Raw genomic sequence first — 20,422 nt, 5'->3', positions numbered from 1 at the left:
TTTCGTCGAGAAAGAGAGCATATTTACCCTCTTTTTCACTCTGCTCAAACTTAATATTCTAAAAATATCCCGCCTACGCTTTTTGATTCATGCGATTTAGCCCACGAGTCAAGAAATAAAGCACCGAAACTGACAATAAAAAGATCGCACCAACAATTAATGACATTCGCGTCTCTGGATTAATGGCCATTCCGACCAAGACGCAGGCTAAAAACAGTAGTGTTGCATAGTTTACCCAAGGAAATAGGATTGATTTAAAAGTATGCCCTACTAGTTTTTCTTTATTTTGCTGGCGAAAACGAATTTGGCTCGTCAACAAAACAAACCAAGGTACCATGCCCGGTAAAACACTGGCACTGTAAACATAGACAAATACTTTTTCGGGATTTGGAATAATATAATTTAAGCTAGACCCCGCCACTAAACACAAAATCGTGAAACCCACACAACGAGCAGGTACGCCACTTTTCGTTAATTTCAATAGTGACTTCGGTAATTGCTTATTTTGCGCTAAAGCATACAGCATCCGTCCACCGCTATACATCCCACTGTTACAACCAGATAATGCAGCGGTTAGAACCACAAAGTTAATCACTGCTGCCGCAGACACAATCCCGACCTTGGCAAAAGTTAACACAAATGGGCTACCTTGTTGGCCGACATCAGTCCAAGGGAATAAAGTGACGACGATAAAAATCGCACCAACATAAAAAATTAATATACGCCATAAAATATTATTGATGGCTTTTTTTAGTGTGACTTGCGGGTTTTTCGCTTCTCCTGCGGTGATCCCAACTAGCTCAACACCTTGATATGAAGCAACAACAATACATAAAGCAAACAGAAAACCTTTCCAGCCTCCCGCAAAGAAACCGCCATGTTCAGTTAAATTCGCAAGCCCAATTGGCTCAAAATTATTACCAAGACCAAAGAAGATTAACCCCAAACCAATTAAAATCATCACGACAATGGTGGTAACCTTGATCATGGCAAACCAAAATTCTAACTCGCCATACAAACGTACTGCGGCAAGATTTGCTAAAGCGACTAGTGCCACCGCGATGATAGCAAATACCCACTGAGGCACATCTGGAAACCAATACTCCGCATAGAAACCAATTGCAGTAATTTCCGAAATCCCAACGGCTACCCACATAAACCAGTAGCCCCACGCCGTAAGGCAACCCCAAAATGGGCTAAGGTATTTGTAACCAAAAGAGGCAAAAGATCCTGTTACAGGCTCCAGAAATAGCATTTCCCCCATTGAGCGCATAATAAAGAAAACAAAAATACCCGCGATAATATAAGCCAGTAATACCGAAGGCCCAGCCCATTGTAATGTGCTAGCTGACCCCATAAATAAACCGACGCCAATTGTTCCACCAAGTGCAATAAGCTCAATATGACGAGCCTCTAGCCCCCGCTGAAGTCCCTGCTGTGGATTTTCCATAAATTCCCCTGTCAAAATTAATATGATTAAGTTATAGCTTTAATTGAACTCAAGTGAGTAATAATCGCTGTCATTGAGTGAGCATAGTCAGTTAAACAATTGAAAAAAATGCCATAACCACAAGATTAGGTACGAATGAATGCAGACACATTTATTTTTGAGGGATTATAGAAATATTTGAAGAAAGAGACCAGTAATTACGCTAGCCTCTTTAGTAACAAGATTACAACTTACCACTATAGTAGTAGCCTAAAAATTTCAACAATTTCAATTGACGGGTAATACGCGTAGGTTGAGATAGCAAACGGTACAGCCATTCTAACCCTAGATTTTGCCAAACTTTAGGTGCTCGTTTAACATGCCCAGTAAACACGTCATAGGTGCCACCGACCCCCATATATAAGGCATCAGGGTGCACAACACGACAATCACGCATAAAGATTTCTTGCTTCGGAGACCCCATCGCAACAGTGACAATTTTGGCGCCGCTGGCATGAATACGTTCAAACAAAGCGTCTCTGTCTTCTGCGGTAAAATAGCCGTTTTGCGAACCAACAATGTTGACGTTCCATTGGGAACGAAGTTTACTTTCTGTTTGCTCTAGAATTTCAGGTTTACCGCCCACTAAAAAAACTGGCGTTCCTTCTTTCCCCGCCCTTTCCATCAATCCTTCCCATAAGTCAGCCCCTGCAACACGGGATACTTGTGCTTGTGGGTATTTACGACGAATAGCACGCACAATACTGATGCCATCCGCATAGAGATATTCCGCTTGCCCTAATAGCGTATTTAAAGCCATGTCTTTTTCTGCGATCATCACTTTTTCTGCATTAATCGCAACTAACGTTCCCGTTTTGGTTTCACCATCCGCAAACAAATAATCTAAAAAGTGAGCCATATTTTTAAAGCCCCAAATATTATGGCCGCGAATACTATATTGTGGAATGGATGATGGCTCTGTTGATAACGGTTCCATGATACTCCTTTAGCGACTTTCACGCTGTTGGCCTCTTAAAAAAGAAGCTGTTTTTGTGCGGACAAGCCCTGCACTTTCAAATAACCAATACAATAACTTTGCTAAAATCAGACAAAGTCCGAATACTAAGCAAAAAAAGACGACTCGTGAGACGAAAGAATCAACCCCTTCACGTGCTAAGACAATAATGTTGAAAATAGCACCAAAACAGAATGCTTGCATAATGGCTGCTTTGTAACGATTAGACTCTTGCAAACTCATGCCATAAATCCAATCAAACCATTTAATAATTAACCCAACCGCAATGGCGCCTAACGGAATAAAAATCACGCCCCCCATCACCACCAATGAGCCAATCAACGTTGGAGAAATCGCTAATCCAGAGTGATTGTTTAACACTTCCCAAGTAAAGTAGTTTGCTGAATTAAGAACGGTATCTGGACGTTCAGGCCATACCCAAGAAGGAATAAACACATAAAAATCACGAATAATTGGTGCAAGTCCTTGGAAATCCATTTCATCATAATGGCTAAGCAGTAATGCTAAATTTTCCCAAGGTGAGAAGGTATCGCGAGTCAAATATAAAAATGTGTAATAAGCTTCCGCGCCACTGACATCTAACCCATAACGTTTGAGTGCCAGCCAGAACATCCCCACTATACTCGCCACTCCAGCAGCACCTAGCATCCACAATGTGATCCAGCCTCGAACAATGCCGATGAACAAGAACAAAGCAAAGGCAATAATGATATTTGCCCTTGTTCCCCCCACAATCACGTAGGTTAAAAAGCCAAAAGCGACGGTACTCACGAGGAAAAAAATCCAACGTTTTTGCGTAGGCCGCAAGAAATACACGATCAACATTGCAGGGATAAAGAAGTAGAAAAAGCGTTTCAGCGCTACACCTGAGACTTGGCTCGAAAAAATCTGGCTGTAAGATTTGAGCTTAAACAGTAAAAAACCATTTTGCATGAAAAAAATCCCTACCGTCACGATAGCGATTAATATCAACAGCATACAAGTTAGGTTGGTTTCCACCTTATTCATGCTAAACAATGCACGGCGTGATGAATCGGAACGTCGTAATAACCGAGTTTTATACGCCACATAATAAATTGCGTAGAAACATGTGGCCGCTAGCTGTGCGTAAAGCAAATAATCAGCAGTCACCACTGCCACATCAAATTGAAATACAAGAGCACAAGTTAACGGAAAGCCAAAATAAAACGTCAGTAAATACAACATTGAAAAGAAAATGTTGAAATTAAAGCGAACGCGAACAAACTCTTTATACAGTAGTGTACCTATAAAGATGATTGATATCAGGTAGACGAGCGCTAAGCCACCTAATTCTGTCAGTGTCATGCTCGCTCCTTTGCGATGCCGAGAATAGCTTTCCAACCTTCCGTAAAATTAGGCGCAAAGAAATCAATATCCTGTTTATCCAATAACGCCATCTGGCGCTGTGCCTCGATCACCAGCGGTTCACTCAGCTCATCACCATAGAAAAACACAGGGACATTTTGTGCTGTCAAATCTTGCCAAAAGGTATTTTGACGGCTGATCACAAACGGAATGCCAAACTGGATAAGCAAGCAAACAGTGCCCACACCTTGCTGACGATTAAAAATAAAGTAGCCGAGGTCACAAGACTTGAGTAAATTAAGGTAGTCGTTAAACTCCATGCGTTCTTTTAAGATTTCTACTTGCCCCGCATTAAACTCACTGTTTGCTGCTTGCTCAACTTGCTGAATATATGCCTGATTGTTAGCCGGATATCCCATAGGAACAATCACCTTAACCTTATCCCCAAATTGCCGCTTAATCGCGCTCAGAGCCTCTACATGGCGATTAGAACGATCTCCTGAATTACCGAGCAGGATCGTGAACTGTTCGCCGTCACGACGCTTAGGCTCCGTAATCGTTAATGCAGGGTCCATACGCGTCGGAAAATACAGTACTGAGGCAGGTACTTTTGGATTTGATTGATGGAAATAACACAAATCACCACGCGTTGCACATACACGCCCAACCTTCTTCTGTGCCAAGCGCCGTAAAATATAAAATAATTTAAATTTTAATGAATTAGATTCCTCATAGAGGTCAGCCCCCCAAATATGCCACCAAAACTGGTGGGATTTGATTTGGCCAAATAAAAGCGCCAACCAAATCGGGGCGTTAAATTGCCCGTGGAAGAAAAAGCGCGTGCGACGCTCAGCCTTTGCTCGCTGTATGACCGCCTTAGCTATCGACTGTTTACTACTAAAAACTTCTATTTCGAGCTTTGGATAAGCGTCAGCAAGCTGCGCATCATCACTTACGACCATAAAATGCGGTTTCATTGACGGAGCCATCTCTTGGCTAATAACGTTATTAAAAAACGCTAATACCGTCTGATTATGGTGTGGAAGGTTCGATCCCAGTACATGTATTAAGGTTGTCATGCTCGCCTACGGTAAATCAAAAATACGCAACAACATAAAGTAAAATAGACAATATACGTGGCCATATACGCTTGTGTCGCACCGACTGCGCCATGCTCAGGAATAAACCAGTGAGCAAAGCCCATCAATAGAACAAACTGACTCACTTCAGTCAGAACATAAAAACGTAATGCGGCTTTGGCAATAACCAGATAACCGAATACGTAAGCACCTACTTTCAGTACATCACCGATTAGCTGCCAAGCAAACAGGTCTCTCATTCCTGTAAACTCTTTTGAAAATAGCAGCCAAATCGCAAAATCACGCAGTAGCCAAACAGTAAAACTCACAACAGCCACTGCGGGTAACACGAACTTCAACGCTTTGATAATCTCAGCTGAGATTTCATTTTTCAGCTGTAAACGGGATAATGTCGGCAACAAGTAAACAGAAAAGGTCGCGGTAATAAACTGCAAGTAGGCATCGGAAATGGTGGTGACCCCTGTCCATAACCCGACTTCATCCCAACTATAGGTTTGTGCCAGTAAATTTCGCATCATGATATAGGCAACAGGCAAAGTGACTGCGGTTAACATTGCCATGATGGTAAATTTACCTAAATTGGTGGCTATCGCTTTATCCCATGCCGGTTTGAGGGATGACAGCGCAAACTGCTGGCGTTTAATGACCATCCCTACCGCGGGTAATACCACCAATGCCGGCACTAATGCGAGCCCCGCTAGTGCCCCTTCATAACCACCAACTAGATAGCATAAATAATAGGCGACAACGCCAATTATGCTACCAAAAATAATGGCTAATGCATTACCTGACGCATCTCGATACCCTTTTAAGATAGCTAAGAAATAGTTAGCGTAGCCGATACCCATTTGGATCAAAGCAACCATTTGAATAACTGAGCTATATTTCGCACTATCAAATAGTGCCTCACTAATCAGTGGGCTACAAAGTAAAAAGATAATCGCTAATAATGTCGAAAAGCCAAGGATAATCGTTGACGATGTCCCGAGAACAGCACGTAACTTCTGCGGCTCTTGATGGTGTTCCGCAACATATTTCGTAACACCATTAAAGATCCCTGCGCCCGATAATACTCCTAGCACAGTAATTAATTGGCGAAAGTTCCCCGCCAGCCCCACACCGCTAGGCCCAAATGAGACCGCAAATAATTTAACAATTAACAAGCCTACCCCGATCTTAATCAGGGTAGAACCAGCTGTCCAAACCGATGCTTTAGCTAATGACATTAGGCGAAAAACGCTTTAATTCGCTCGATGACAATTTGTTGTTCGTCATCTGTCATATTGTAGAACATTGGTAAACGTACTAAACGGTCGCTTTCTGTAGTGGTATATTTGTCTTCACCATGAAAACGGCCAAACTCCAATCCCGCAGGACTGGTGTGTAATGCCACATAGTGGAACACGGTCAAAATGCCATGAGACTTCATGTATTCGTTGAACTTAGTACGTTCTTCCACATCTTTTAGTTTGATGTAAAACATATGCGCATTGTGAACCAAACCTTCAGGCACAGTAGCTAATGTTAAACGGCCTGCGTCCACCAGCGGTTGCAATGCTTCGTAGTAACGCTTCCACAGCAGTAAACGGCGTTCGTTGATTTTATCGGCTTCTTCAAGTTGAGCCCACAAATAGGCTGCTTGTAAGTCAGATAACAAATAGCTTGAGCCAATGTCACGCCACGTGTATTTATCCACTTGCCCACGGAAGAATTGGCTACGGTTAGTCCCTTTCTCACGGATCACTTCTGCACGGTTAATCAAGGCGTTATCATTGATAAGTGTAGCTCCACCTTCGCCACCTGAAGAGTAGTTTTTGGTTTCATGGAAACTATAGCAGCCGATATGACCAATGGTGCCAAGCGCTTTGCCTTTATAGGTTGACATCACCCCTTGCGCAGCATCTTCAATAACGAATAAGTTATGTTTCTTCGCTATAGCCATAATCGTGTCCATTTCGCAAGCAACGCCTGCATAATGAACAGGAACAATGGCACGAGTACGATCGGTGATCGCCGCTTCAATCTTAGTTTCGTCGAGATTCATGGTATCTGGGCGAATATCAACGAATACAATTTTAGCCCCTCGTAAGACAAATGCGTTTGAGGTCGATACAAAGGTAAAGCTTGGCATGATCACTTCATCACCCGGCTTAATATCGATCAGAATAGCAGCCATCTCTAATGAGGCAGTACAAGAGGGTGTTAACTGAACTTTTGGGCAGTTAAAACGCTTTTCCATCCATTCTTCACAACGTTTCGTGAAACCGCCGTCACCACACAGCTTGCCGCTTTCCATGGCTTGTCTCATATACTCTAATTCAGTACCTACAACGGGTGGTTTATTAAATGGAATCATGTTGTCCCCTGTATAACCAATATGCAGTGCTGACAATGGCGGCACCGCTACGTGAATAAAGATTTAATGCCGCAACATTACTGATCTGCGTGGCTACATTTAACTGTCTTTTTTGGTGTTGCACACACCAATCAAATGCTGCTGACATCAACTTACGACCAATACCTTGCCCCTTCGCTTCTGGCATTTTACCTAATAGCCCAATACGAGCAGTATCCGCATCAAGATTACGCAAACTAACAAACCCTAACACCGCACCAGAGGTATCTTTAACGAGCAAACAAGTGTGGTCAAATGTACCGAGTACTGACTTTTCTATCCACAAAGCATAAAAGCGCCCACTATCACCCTCACTATACCAAGGTGCTCGAAAACGACTTTTACTAAAGACAGATGCAGCGGCTTGCTTCAATACAGGGATATCATCGACCTGCGCTATCACGACGCTATCTGCCGCTGTTAAACCTGTTTTTAAGTAAGCATTTTCTGTGCCAATAGTTAGCGCAAAATCAACTTCGCCCTCGACAAAAGAAAACCCCATCCCTACCAGTTCATCAATCAATACGGTTTCAGAAGCGGCAACTTTCGCCTGTACTATCTCAAATTGATTTAATTGGTAAGCAAGAACCGTTTCGAGGTTTTCCCCTGTGAAATTTAATTTTGCAGTTGAGCGCTGAAAAAAGTCGCTCTCCCACGGCAAGCTATCAATACTGGCGCGGACGGACACGGAGTAAATCCTCTAAATATTGCCCATAACCGGTTTTTTTCAGGCACTCGGCAGAAGCTTGGACTTCCTCATCAGTCAACCACCCATTACGCCATGCAATTTCTTCTAAGCAAGCCACTTTAAAACCTTGACGTTTTTCAACCGTCTGTACAAATGTCCCCGCCTCAATGAGGCTATCGTGGGTTCCGGTATCTAACCAAGCAAAACCACGGCCTAGCAGCTCAACATTTAGCTCACCACGCTCTAAGTACATTTGGTTGATAGATGTAATTTCCAGCTCACCGCGCTCAGAGGGCTTGACTTGTTTCGCAAATTCAACCACTTGAGAGTCATAAAAATATAACCCTGTCACTGCCCAGTTAGATTTCGGCTTTTTCGGTTTTTCTTCAATAGACAATACTTTAAAGTCATCATCGAATTCCACCACACCAAAACGCTCTGGGTCCATCACTTGGTAGCCAAATACGGTCGCACCTTGCTGTCTTTGAGCGACAGTTTTCAATTTCGGACTAAATGAGTGACCAAAGAAAATATTATCGCCAAGCACTAAACAGCAAGCGTCTCCATTGATGAATTCCTCACCAATAATAAAGGCTTGCGCTAAACCATCAGGAGATGGCTGCTCTGCATAACTGAGTTCAATACCAAATTCGTGACCATCACCTAACAAACGCTTGAACATCGGTAGGTCATCAGGGGTCGAAATAATTAAAATTTCACGAATACCCGCTAACATCAGTACTGAAAGCGGATAATAAATCATTGGTTTATCGTAAATAGGCAATAACTGTTTAGAAATGCCGCGGGTGATTGGGTGTAAACGCGTCCCCGATCCCCCTGCTAATATAATCCCTTTCATGCTTTCACCTAATCGCCAAGACCCAGACGTTCACCTGCGTAAGAGCCATCTTGCACACGGCGCCACCAAGTTTCATTGTTCAAATACCACAGTACTGTTTTACGGATACCTGACTCGAATGTTTCGATTGGAACCCAACCCAATTCACGCTGAATTTTATCGGCATCAATGGCATAGCGCATGTCGTGACCAGGCCTGTCTTTTACATAGGTAATTAAATCGCGATAATGTGCCACACCTTGCGGTTTCTGTGGCTGCAATTCTTCAAGTAGCTCACAAATGGTTTCTACTACATCAATATTACGTCGCTCATTGTGACCACCAATATTGTAAGTCGAGCCCGGCTCGGCGGTAGTGACGACTAAATGCAGTGCACGTGCATGGTCTTCGACGAACAACCAGTCGCGAATTTGCTCACCTTTACCATAAACGGGCAGTGGCTTGCCGGCTAAGGCATTCAAAATAATTAAGGGGATCAGTTTCTCTGGAAAATGATATGGCCCGTAGTTATTTGAACAGTTGGTGATCATCGTTGGCAAACCATACGTTCTTTGCCATGCACGCACCAAGTGGTCACTCGATGCTTTAGACGCAGAATATGGGCTGCTAGGCGCATAAGGTGTTGTTTCTGTAAAGAAACCTTCAGGCCCTTCTAAGTCCCCATAGACTTCATCGGTTGAAATATGGTGGAAGCGAAACGCCGCTTTTTTTTCTATATTTAATGCAGACCAGTAATGGCGAGCCGCTTCTAACAGTGTGTAAGTACCCACAATGTTAGTTTCGATAAATGCCGCTGGGCCATCAATCGAACGATCTACATGGCTTTCCGCAGCCAAATGCATAACAGCGTCTGGCTGATATTTTTCAAAAACGTTATCTAAAGCCGCTCTATCACAAATATTCACTTGCTCGAAAGCATAGCGCTGATCACTCGCAACTGTTGTGAGGGACTCTAAATTGCCTGCATAAGTCAGGCAATCCACCACAACCGCACTGTCATCCGTGTTCTCAATGATATGACGAACAACTGCGGAGCCGATAAAGCCAGCGCCTCCAGTGATTAGAATGCGTTTCAACGCCATACTCCTTTTGTATCTACAACCCATTTTTGTGGGATAGCAGACCCTTGGATGCCTTTAAACATGTTGTGATCAACTAACAGCAGAATCACATCAGCTTCGTTAACCGCTTGCTCAATTGAGACTAATTCAGAAATGCCTTTTAAAGACGTTGGCAGTTCATGAATATGTGGCTCAACAGCATAGGTTTTACCTGGGTTCCAATTAGCAACCATTTGGGTAATGTGCATCGCAGGACTTTCACGCAGATCATCAATATTAGGCTTAAATGACAAACCAAAGCAGGCAATTGTAATTTCGCTGGCTTTTTTACCTGTTTCCACTAAACAATCAGCTACCGCGGCTTTAACTTGGTCAACAACCCAGATTGGCTTGCCATCATTAACTAAACGCGCGGTATGGATTAAACGAGATTGTTTCGGATTCTGAGCCACGATAAACCACGGGTCAACCGCAATACAGTGACCACCAACACCAGGACCCGGTTGCAGGATGTTAACGCGTGGGTGACGATTAGCGAGGCTAATCAACTCCCACACATTGATATCTTGCTCTGCGCAAATTAATGATAATTCATTCGCAAAAGCGATGTTAACATCACGGAAGCTGTTCTCCGTTAATTTACACATTTCAGCCGTTCTAGAGTTAGTAATTACGCACTCACCTTCTAGGAAAATATTGTACAGTTCACTTGCTCGCAGGGACGACTTTGGTGTCATTCCTCCAACAACACGGTCATTTTTAATTAATTCAACCATGACTTGACCCGGCAGTACGCGCTCAGGACAATAGGCAACATCAATATCCGCACTTTCCCCAGCTTGATGTGGGAACGTTAAATCGGGGCGAGCTTCCGCCATCCACTGAGCCATTTGCTCCGTCGTCCCTACCGGAGAAGTGGATTCAAGGATCACTAAGTCACCTTTTTTCAATACAGGTGCGATGGACTCAGCGGCAGCTCGAACATAAGCAAGGTCGGGTTCATGTTCGCCTTTAAACGGGGTCGGCACAGCAATAAGGTAAGCATCGGCAGGCTGTGGCTTTGCAAAGGCTCTCAGGTGACCTTCTTCAACCGCTTTTTTCACCACGATATCCAATTCAGGTTCCACAATATGGATTTTACCTTGATTGATTGTATCAACAGCATGTTGATTAACATCAACACCAACGACTTGTTTTTTACGTGATGCAAAGGCTGCTGCGGTTGGTAAGCCAATATAACCAAGGCCTATAACAGAAATAGTTTCAAAACTCATAATTTCACCTGATTACTTTTTAATGCTTCAAGAATACGCTGACAAGCATGACCATCCCCATATGGGTTATGTGCGCGGCTCATTTCGTGATATTCCGCGTCATCTGTCAGTAACCGATTAACTTCATTTACAATGGCTTGTGTATTTGTACCCACCAAACGAACTGTTCCCGCATTCACTGCTTCAGGGCGTTCAGTCGTATCTCTCATAACCAGCACCGGTTTACCTAAAGACGGAGCTTCCTCTTGAATACCCCCTGAGTCAGTCAGAATCAAATAAGCATGATTCATCAAATAGACAAATGGCAAATACTCTTGAGGACTAATTAAAATAATATTATCAATGTCGTGCAATATCCGTTTAACTGGCTCCCCCACATTTGGATTTAAATGTACTGGGTACACCACTTGGACATCAGGGTGGGCTTGTGCAATTTCAGCCAATGCGTGACAAATACGTTCAAAACCATCACCAAAACTTTCACGACGATGGCCTGTCACTAAAATAATTTTTTTGTTTGGATCAATGAATGGGTAATTTCCAGCTAATTGTGCCATCAAATCTTGGCTACTCATCACCTTCTCTTTGACCCACAATAACGCATCAATGACCGTATTACCGGTGACAAAGATATGGTTATCAGGAATAGATTCATGAAGTAAATTCTGGCGCGAGTTTTCTGTCGGCGCAAAATGATACTTAGCAAGGTGTCCCGCAATTTTACGATTACCCTCTTCCGGCCAAGGTGAGTAGAGATCACCAGTGCGCAGGCCAGCTTCAACATGCCCTACAGGTATGTGGTGGTAAAATGCTGCAAGACTCGTTGCCATCGTAGTGGCGGTATCACCATGAACTAAAACAACATCTGGCTGAAAATCTGCAAAAACACCTTTCAACCCTTCAAGGATACGACAAGTAATATCGGTTAAGTCTTGCCCTGGCTTCATAATATTGAGATCGTAATCTGGAACAATCTCAAACAGCTTCAGTACTTGATCTAGCATTTCACGATGCTGTGCTGTGACACATACTTTTGCTTCAAAAAAGGCATCACCAGCAAGTGCATGAACCAACGGGGCCATTTTTATGGCTTCAGGTCGTGTGCCGAATACAGTCAATACTTTCACAGTGACTCTCTTATATTTATCTTTTGCAGTATGCTGCTTTTGTAATCTTAATGGCATTTATAATGCCACTGATAGACCTATCAGTGGCTTATCCCCAAATCAAGATGGGCGACGGCGTGCAAGTACCACACCGGCACCTACTAACAACCCTATGGCTCCCCATAGAACCATCATAAAGGCTCGGCGAGGACTATCGCGTTTCACTGGGTCTTCAGGAGTCCGCAAATAGCGATATGCTTGGAAATTATCTTGGAGAGTAGGCCCTACGCTCAATGTTGATAACATGGCGATATTTTGGTCATAATCAGTGTCATGAGCAGGGCCTGTTGCTTTCAATGTTTCTATCTGTGCTTGTAATAGCGGAGCACCTAACATAAACATTTTAGAATCAGGAAGTTCATCTAGTGGCGCTGAACTTTGGTTACGTACAATACCTTGTTTTTCTGCAACGTTAAGTGCTTGCTCCAGAACATTTAAACGTCTTTCATAAGCCGCATTCGCCACCATGTCCTCACGTTTAACTAATGCTTTCATGGATTGCGTTTTAGTTGCCCAAGTGCCTTTGATCTCATCATTTAGATTAGCAGACGCACGTTGGTTGGCAAACTGAATGTATTGGCGTAATAACTGGTTAGCATCAGTCGATGTTTCAGCCACAAGCTTAATACTGTCAGTCAAATTTTTAACTTCATCAGCGGGTGTAAATTCGATGTCGTTAATCAGTTCATCCAATAATGCCGCGTCAGCTTTCGGGTCATTTTCCAAACGCTGTTTATAATAATCCGTGCTCAACCAAAATTGACGACGAGTATCATAGGAACCAAGCTGTTTAGTAAATTCTTGATAGGCTTCTTTTGCAATGGTGGGTAATTGTCCTTCTTGGCCCGTATTGTTAATACGGGAATCGAGGTTGCGCAGAAATTGTTGTTGAGAATAGTAGCTTCCCAAATTATTAACGGTTGGTAAATCCGTGATTGCAGTCGCACTCCATTTTGGCTGCATAAAATAGGATGCTCCTAATGCAATTGCAGCAAAAATAACTGCAAATGCAACGATCCAAATTTTGCCTTGCCACAATGAGCGACATAAACCACGGATATCCAGTTCCGGCTCTATTGGCGTTTGATGCTGACTCGGTTGTGTTTCTGAGTTATTCACTGCACAGAACCTCTACTTTTCGTTTTTCGTTACCGTACTGCACCTCGACGCGCTCTACGCCTAACTCGTTTAATAAAACGGGCGACTTTCCAAGCTCGTTTGATGCAGTAACCATACATCATAAATACAAGCAAAAATAATGCCAACATTACCCATTCAGGCACAAATGTTAAGCGCTCACCAATAATTCCGATACACGCCAAGATAGCTGCCGATAAAGTGATCAATACAAATGCACCTTTTGGTGTAAAACCGGAACGCATAATCAAATGGTGAATATGTTGACGGTCAGGGGAGAATGGGCTCATGCCTTTACGAATTCGACGATACATGATGGCAACCATATCCATCAATGGGATCGCAATAATCCATAGAGCTGTGACTGGGTTAATTGGATGCACTTCTTCTTGAGTCGAAGCAACAAGTATCCAAATAATCGTAAACCCAATTAGGGTACTTCCCGCATCCCCCATAAAAACTTTAAAACGGCGACCTAGAACCCCTAAGTTTAATAGAATATAAGGAAGAATAGCGGCAATGAATGCAAAACACCAAAATGCTAATGCGAAATTACCATTTTGGTACAATAAAAAGCCTAGTGCACCAAAAGAAACAGAAGATAAGCCACCTAGTAAGCCATCAATACCATCAACCATATTGAATGCATTGATTGCTGCCCATACTGCGAATAAGGTTACAATATAACCAAATGGCCCAAGTACAAGTTCCCACGGACCAAATGCATGGCCTAAAGACTCAAGCTTAAGTCCTGCCGCTGTCATCATAATAATTGCAACAATAGCTTGAATACCGGCTCTCAGTTTTACACTGATATCAAATCTATCATCCAGCGCACCGATAAAAACGAGTAAACCGGCACAAGCGACGTATAGCCATTTGTGAGGAATATATTCTTCAGTAATATAAAACGCGAAGCAAATACCAAAGAAAACGGAAATCCCTCCAACAAGAGGAACTAAGCCTACATGTTTCTTTCTAAAATTAGGTTTATCAACTAACCCGATTTTTATAGCAATAACTCGGGCTAGAAAAATAAAAACTAATGAAAACAAGAAAACATAGAAGAGGTTGGTTACAAAGTGTATGGTGTCCACTGTTTGACTCTCTTAATCATTTTATTTAACTTTCAAAACTAAACTTATTTTGGTGGATGCCAATAACTAAACACCCGTCAGTGCATTATCATCTTGGCAATGAAATCTACTATAAGACGAATCTTTATTCATAAAGAGATTTCGGTAACACTATTAACATCCACACTTTAAACAGGTGTTAATTTAATATATAGAATGCCGCTTAATTTTATACTTAATCGCTATAATATGCATGTCATAAAAGCATTAGCCTAAAATAGAGCTAATAGATTAGAGATAAAAATGCACATAAAAGAATTAAATAATAAAATCATATAAATAGGTTTAGAGCAGGTCAAAAACCAACCAATGAAAAATAATATACCATAGAATCAATGAATTAAAAAAGTCAACTCATAATTCATAGTTTGCTAATCGTTTTTCAGAATGAGACCCTATATATTAGACACACAAATAGTGTAAAAAACGAATAAAATATCATGTCAGTTTTTCTAAACTAAACCTAATACCTATTTATACACTATTTTGCTAATTTTTAACTTATTTTAAAAATATAAAACAAAAAATAGGTGCCAATATGGCACCTATTTAATAAATTGCAAAACGCCTTAATAACTAAGCTCTTTTCATAAAGTCAAAGAATTCTTCGTTCGTTTTAGTCATTGCTAGCTTGCTAATGAGAAATTCCATTGCATCGATTTCACCCATTGGATGAATAATTTTGCGTAGTATCCACATTTTTTGCAGTTCATCTTGCGAAGTCAGCAATTCTTCTTTACGAGTACCTGAACGGTTATAGTCAATCGCAGGGAAAACACGTTTTTCTGCAATCTTACGAGATAGGTGCAGTTCCATATTACCTGTACCTTTAAACTCTTCGTAAATAACTTCGTCCATCTTAGACCCCGTATCAACCAGTGCCGTTGCAATGATTGTTAGGCTTCCACCTTCCTCTACATTACGAGCAGCACCAAAGAAACGTTTTGGACGGTGCAATGCGTTTGCATCCACACCACCGGTTAATACCTTACCGGAAGAAGGAACAACTGTGTTATATGCACGAGCAAGACGTGTGATTGAGTCGAGAAGAATGATAACGTCTTTTTTATGTTCAACTAGACGTTTCGCTTTCTCAATGACCATTTCAGCAACTTGGACGTGACGTGCCGCTGGCTCATCAAAAGTAGAAGCAATAACTTCCCCTTTAACTAAGCGCTGCATTTCTGTTACTTCTTCAGGACGCTCATCGATAAGAAGAACCATCAGAACGCAATCAGGGTAATTATGTGCAATGTTGGCTGCAATATTTTGCAGTAACATTGTTTTACCAGCTTTAGGTGGAGCCACGATCAAACCACGTTGACCACGACCAATTGGTGCTGCTAAATCCAATACACGTGCAGTTAAATCTTCGGTAGAACCGTTACCACGTTCCATGCGTAAACGATTATTGGCATGTAATGGCGTTAAGTTTTCAAAAAGGATTTTACTGCGAGCGTTTTCAGGTTTATCGAAGTTAACTTCGTTGACTTTCAGGAGGGCAAAATAACGTTCACCTTCTTTAGGAGGTCGTATTTTTCCTGAAATTGTGTCACCTGTGCGTAGGTTAAAACGACGGATTTGGCTAGGAGAAACGTAGATGTCATCAGGACCGGCGAGGTAAGAACTGTCTGCTGAACGGAGGAAACCAAAACCATCCTGCAATATTTCCAGTACGCCATCGCCGAAAATATCCTCTCCACTTTTCGCGTGCTGCTTTAAAATAGAGAAAATAATATCCTGCTTTCTCATACGGGCTAAGTTCTCTAGCCCCATGTTTTCGCCTAACGTAATCAATTCTGATACTGGCGTATTTTTTAATTCGGTAAGATTCATAATGGTGGGTTCTTTAACTCGGGGTAATTCTCGAACTATGAACGTAAATTGACGGCAGCTTATTTACTTAAGCGCCAGTTTAACTTTATAGTGCCCTGTTGATAACAAATTTATCACATATTAACAACAATGCATAAAAATCTTATATAGCTATTGCTAAGATTACTCTCACATTCGACTTCAATTCATCTAAATGATATGCCATATATTATTAGAAACACACACAGCATTAGCAATACTTTTTTGTACATTTAGGACAACATCTATCCCAGTATCGCAATTTTAACGCTTGTTTCGCACTTAAAAACACATAATGACTATAACTAGACGTTAATGCTTCCCGCTATCGTGATTACATCCAAAGATATAACAACGTCAGATTTCATTACCATCGTTTATGCGCTATCTTAATCTTTATAACAAAAAAATTGGAATTGGCAATATTGCATCAGGCTGCTGCCTAGTTCAATGTTTAAATTCTCAACTTTCATATTTAAAATCATTGCGTATCAGTTTTGGTCATCAACAATCATTACGAAACAATCATCACAATACTGAACTAACAAGCTAGATATATAAGATAAGAGCAATGGAATACAAGGTAATTCATACGGGTGCTACACGAGGAATGGAGATAACTTATCATGCTTACGCGAAGACGTCTAGCGGCTCTCTATATAAAATAGATATACCGCCAAACGTTTTCGTTTACATATAACGGTAACTTACAGATTTTCGTCCAGAAATTCTTTCAGTTGCGTTTTTGACAATGCGCCCACTTTAGTTGCAGCAACTTCACCATTTTTGAATAATAGAAGTGTAGGGATACCACGAATTCCATATTTTGGCGCGGTAGCCGGATTTTCATCAATATTCAGTTTTGCGATGGTCAGTTTGCCTGTATATTCTTCAGCAACTTCATCAAGAATAGGCGCGATCATTTTACAAGGACCACACCATGCTGCCCAAAAGTCGACGAGAACAGGTGAACTTGCGTTCAGAACTTCAGTTGCAAAACTTGCATCAGTTATATGTTTAATTTTATCGCTCATGTTGTACTCCAAAGGATCATCTTTTGCAGACTTAGTGTAACATTATTAGCAGCAGTATGCTTTATTTCGAAAGATACACTTTCGTAAACCAACCGTTAACTGATATTCTAACACACTATGAGTAAAGCACACTTGACAGAAAAGAAGTTTTCCGACTTCGCATTGCACCCTAAAGTCATTGAAGCTCTGAATAAGAAAGGCTTCAATTTTTGCACGCCTATACAGGCGTCCACCTTGCCTTTTACTGTCGAAGGCAAAGACGTGGCGGGTCAAGCGCAAACTGGTACAGGTAAAACGTTAGCTTTTTTAACGTCTACATTTCATTATTTATTAACTCACCCTGCAATTGAGGGGACAAAAGCAAATCAGCCACGTGCTCTACTTATGGCACCGACGCGCGAACTCGCAGTACAAATTTATTCGGATGCTAAAGAACTCGCTGAGTACACCGGCCTAAAAATGGGGCTAGCATACGGTGGTGACGGCTATGATGAGCAACTTAAGGTTTTACAAAACGGTGTTGATATCCTTATCGGTACCACTGGCCGTTTAATCGACTATGCAAAACAAGGGTATGTCGACTTAAGTGCGGTTCAGGTGGTCGTGCTTGATGAAGCCGACCGCATGTATGACCTTGGCTTTATAAAAGACATCCGCTGGCTATTTCGTCGCATGCCTAGTGCATCCGAGCGCCTGAACTTACTGTTCTCTGCTACATTATCTTATCGCGTTAGAGAATTAGCATTTGAACAAATGAATAATCCTGAATATGTTGAGGTAGAGCCTTTGCAAAAAACAGGTCATCGTATTAAAGAGGAATTATTTTACCCTTCTAACGAAGAAAAAATGCGCTTACTTCAAACTTTACTTGAAGAAGAATGGCCAGAGCGTTGTATTATTTTTGCCAATACCAAACATCGCTGTGATGATATTTGGGCTCATTTAGCCGCTGATGGTCATCGAGTCGGCTTACTGACAGGTGATGTGGCACAAAAAAAACGCCTACGCATTTTAGAGCAATTCACACAAGGTAATTTAGATATTTTAGTGGCAACTGATGTTGCAGCTCGTGGTTTGCATATACCGTCAGTAACCCATGTTTTTAACTATGATTTACCTGATGATTGTGAAGATTATGTTCACCGTATTGGTCGTACAGGCCGCGCTGGTGAAAGTGGTCATTCCATCAGTCTCGCGTGTGAAGAATATTCACTTAATTTACCTGCTATCGAAGAATATATTCAGCACTCAATCCCTGTTAGTAAATATAATAGTGATGCATTATTGAGCGATTTGCCCGCGCCAAAACGCCGTCATCGCCCACGCCCTGGTGGCCCTCGTCGCAATTCAAATGCGCCGCGTCGCCATAATGGTCCACGTAATAACCATAAACGTCCAGGCTGAGTAAATACGATATGCTGAAATCTTCTTCTCTTTATGCTGCCATCGATTTAGGCTCAAACAGTTTCCACATGTTAGTGGTACGCGAAGCCGCTGGCAGTATTCAGGTTATTTCTAGGGTTAAACGCAAAGTTCGCCTTGCTGCGGGGTTAGACCAAGACAATTTACTGTCTGAGCAAGCAATGGAACGAGGCTGGCAATGTTTACGTTTGTTTTCGGAACACCTACAAGACATTCCGAACACGCAAATTCGCGTTGTCGCTACAGCCACCTTACGTTTAGCAAAAAATGCGGATATTTTCATTGAAAAAGCCAGCAAAATCTTAGGAAGCCCTGTTAAGGTGATTCAAGGAGAAGAAGAAGCTGGCCTGATTTATCAAGGCGTAGCACATACAACGGGTGGCCCCGAGCAACGCTTGGTCGTCGATATTGGCGGAGGAAGCACTGAGCTAGTTACTGGTACAGGTGCTAAAGCAGATCAACTTTATAGCCTTGAAATGGGGTGTGTAACGTGGCTTGAGCGTTATTTTAGTGACAGAAGTTTAACCGAGGAAAATTTTTCTGCGGCTCAAGCTGCTGCGCAAAAAGTCATAGCCCCTATAGCGGATGCTCTTAAAGCTCATGGATGGAAAATTTGCGTTGGTGCATCAGGTACCGTACAAGCTATTCAAGAGATTATGATAGCCCAAGGTATGGATGAACTCATTACGCTCTCTAAGTTACAGCAACTTAAGCGCAAAGCTATCCAATGCCAAAAACTTGAAGAACTTGAAATTGAAGGCCTAACTTTTGAGCGTGCGCTTGTTTTCCCTAGCGGTTTATCGATTCTAATGGCCATATTTGAAGCCTTAAATATCGATAATATGACACTTGCCGGTGGTGCACTTCGTGAAGGGCTAGTTTATGGTATGTTACAACTTCCTATTGAGCAGGATATTCGTGCTCGCACTGTGCGTAATATCCAGCACCGCTTCCAAGTTGATATTGAACAAGCGAGTCGAGTTCGCCAACTCGCAGAATATTTTTTCCTGCAAGTTGCAAAAGATTGGGATTTAGATACGCGTTGTCGCGATTTATTGTCGAGTGCCTGTGCATTACATGAAATCGGTCTCAGTATTGATTTTCGAAAAGGGCCAGAGCACGCCAGTTACCTAATAACACACCTTGATTTACCGGGTTTTACTCCTGCGCAAAAACGGCTACTCGCGGCATTGTTAAAAAACCAGCAAGGCCCCGTCGATTTAGCACTCTTAAGCCAACAAAATGCATTGCCTATACAACAAGCCTATAATTTATGTCGTTTATTACGATTAGCTATTATTTTTGCAAGCCGTAGACGCGATGACACATTGCCTGCTTTAAGACTCAATGTGAATGCTCACGCATTAACCATTATGTTGCCTTATCGTTGGTTATCAGAGCACCCATTGCGTGCGGAAAATTTACAGCAAGAGGTTGAATGGCAAGGCTATGTGAACTGGGCTTTAGAATTGGAAGAGCGCAATAGTTCAAATTACTAATTATTT

17 protein-coding genes are annotated in these 20,422 nt (G+C 42.0%); 2 read left to right on the top strand and 15 right to left on the bottom strand.

The window, feature by feature from the left end:
* Positions 1–73: 73 nt before the first annotated feature.
* From thrP to trxA, 15 genes are all read right to left on the bottom strand, one after another.
* Complete coding sequence (gene thrP / locus ACLPIE_RS08780) at positions 74–1,450, bottom strand: bifunctional threonine/serine APC transporter ThrP (RefSeq protein WP_430261199.1); 1,377 nt, start codon at positions 1,448–1,450, stop codon at positions 74–76.
* 223 nt (positions 1,451–1,673) lie between these two features.
* Entirely contained in the window at positions 1,674–2,426 is a 753-nt protein-coding gene (wecG, locus tag ACLPIE_RS08775) for a lipopolysaccharide N-acetylmannosaminouronosyltransferase (RefSeq protein ID WP_430261198.1), read from the bottom strand.
* Positions 2,427–2,435: 9 nt separating this feature from the next.
* On the bottom strand, positions 2,436–3,791 hold the full coding sequence (gene wzyE, locus ACLPIE_RS08770; protein ID WP_430261196.1) for an ECA oligosaccharide polymerase: 1,356 nt from the start codon (positions 3,789–3,791) through the stop codon (positions 2,436–2,438).
* Positions 3,788–4,870: a TDP-N-acetylfucosamine:lipid II N-acetylfucosaminyltransferase gene (locus ACLPIE_RS08765; protein WP_430261194.1), complete on the bottom strand. Its 1,083-nt coding sequence runs from the start codon at positions 4,868–4,870 to the stop codon at positions 3,788–3,790. Before ACLPIE_RS08765 ends, wzyE begins: the two co-directional genes overlap by 4 nt.
* Complete coding sequence (gene wzxE, locus ACLPIE_RS08760) at positions 4,867–6,117, bottom strand: lipid III flippase WzxE (protein ID WP_430261192.1); 1,251 nt, start codon at positions 6,115–6,117, stop codon at positions 4,867–4,869. Before wzxE ends, ACLPIE_RS08765 begins: the two co-directional genes overlap by 4 nt.
* On the bottom strand, positions 6,117–7,247 hold the full coding sequence (gene rffA, locus ACLPIE_RS08755; RefSeq protein WP_430261190.1) for a dTDP-4-amino-4,6-dideoxygalactose transaminase: 1,131 nt from the start codon (positions 7,245–7,247) through the stop codon (positions 6,117–6,119). The genes wzxE and rffA overlap by 1 nt, the downstream gene beginning before the upstream one ends.
* On the bottom strand, positions 7,234–7,974 hold the full coding sequence (gene rffC / locus ACLPIE_RS08750; RefSeq protein WP_430261189.1) for a dTDP-4-amino-4,6-dideoxy-D-galactose acyltransferase: 741 nt from the start codon (positions 7,972–7,974) through the stop codon (positions 7,234–7,236). The genes rffA and rffC overlap by 14 nt, the downstream gene beginning before the upstream one ends.
* On the bottom strand, positions 7,952–8,833 hold the full coding sequence (gene rfbA, locus ACLPIE_RS08745; RefSeq protein WP_430261187.1) for a glucose-1-phosphate thymidylyltransferase RfbA: 882 nt from the start codon (positions 8,831–8,833) through the stop codon (positions 7,952–7,954). Before rfbA ends, rffC begins: the two co-directional genes overlap by 23 nt.
* Positions 8,834–8,841: 8 nt before the next feature.
* Positions 8,842–9,915, bottom strand: coding sequence for a dTDP-glucose 4,6-dehydratase (gene rffG / locus ACLPIE_RS08740; RefSeq protein WP_430261186.1), 1,074 nt, complete (start codon positions 9,913–9,915; stop codon positions 8,842–8,844).
* On the bottom strand, positions 9,906–11,168 hold the full coding sequence (gene wecC / locus ACLPIE_RS08735) for a UDP-N-acetyl-D-mannosamine dehydrogenase (protein WP_430261184.1): 1,263 nt from the start codon (positions 11,166–11,168) through the stop codon (positions 9,906–9,908). The genes rffG and wecC overlap by 10 nt, the downstream gene beginning before the upstream one ends.
* Positions 11,165–12,295 (bottom strand): non-hydrolyzing UDP-N-acetylglucosamine 2-epimerase, encoded by a 1,131-nt coding sequence (wecB, locus tag ACLPIE_RS08730; RefSeq protein ID WP_430261419.1) that lies wholly within the window; start codon positions 12,293–12,295, stop codon positions 11,165–11,167. The genes wecC and wecB overlap by 4 nt, the downstream gene beginning before the upstream one ends.
* Before the next feature lie 99 nt (positions 12,296–12,394).
* Positions 12,395–13,453 carry an ECA polysaccharide chain length modulation protein gene (wzzE, locus tag ACLPIE_RS08725; RefSeq protein ID WP_430261182.1) on the bottom strand — a complete coding sequence of 353 codons (1,059 nt, stop codon included), beginning with the start codon at positions 13,451–13,453 and terminating at the stop codon, positions 12,395–12,397.
* Between the two features lie 29 nt (positions 13,454–13,482).
* The gene (gene wecA / locus ACLPIE_RS08720; RefSeq protein ID WP_430261181.1) at positions 13,483–14,568 is read right to left on the bottom strand and encodes a UDP-N-acetylglucosamine--undecaprenyl-phosphate N-acetylglucosaminephosphotransferase; all 1,086 of its coding nucleotides are present in this window, start codon (positions 14,566–14,568) and stop codon (positions 13,483–13,485) included.
* 615 nt (positions 14,569–15,183) lie between these two features.
* Positions 15,184–16,443 (bottom strand): transcription termination factor Rho, encoded by a 1,260-nt coding sequence (gene rho, locus ACLPIE_RS08715; RefSeq protein ID WP_004915469.1) that lies wholly within the window; start codon positions 16,441–16,443, stop codon positions 15,184–15,186.
* A gap of 725 nt (positions 16,444–17,168) precedes the next feature.
* Positions 17,169–17,495: a thioredoxin TrxA gene (trxA, locus tag ACLPIE_RS08710; RefSeq protein ID WP_430261179.1), complete on the bottom strand. Its 327-nt coding sequence runs from the start codon at positions 17,493–17,495 to the stop codon at positions 17,169–17,171.
* Positions 17,496–17,612: 117 nt separating this feature from the next.
* On the opposite strand from trxA, the gene rhlB reads away from it, so the two are divergent.
* Together rhlB and gppA are read left to right on the top strand one after the other, a co-directional pair.
* A complete protein-coding gene (gene rhlB, locus ACLPIE_RS08705) occupies positions 17,613–18,899 on the top strand; it encodes an ATP-dependent RNA helicase RhlB (protein WP_430261178.1) in 1,287 nt (428 codons plus the stop codon).
* An 11-nt stretch (positions 18,900–18,910) separates the two neighbouring features.
* Entirely contained in the window at positions 18,911–20,416 is a 1,506-nt protein-coding gene (gppA, locus tag ACLPIE_RS08700; RefSeq protein WP_430261176.1) for a guanosine-5'-triphosphate,3'-diphosphate diphosphatase, read from the top strand.
* Positions 20,417–20,422: the final 6 nt, after the last annotated feature.

The sequence above is a fragment of the Providencia sp. Me31A genome (assembly GCF_050487165.1).
Lineage (GTDB): Bacteria > Pseudomonadota > Gammaproteobacteria > Enterobacterales > Enterobacteriaceae > Providencia.
The sequence above is the reverse complement of the archived record's forward strand: the minus strand, read 5'-3'. Positions and strand labels throughout refer to the sequence as shown.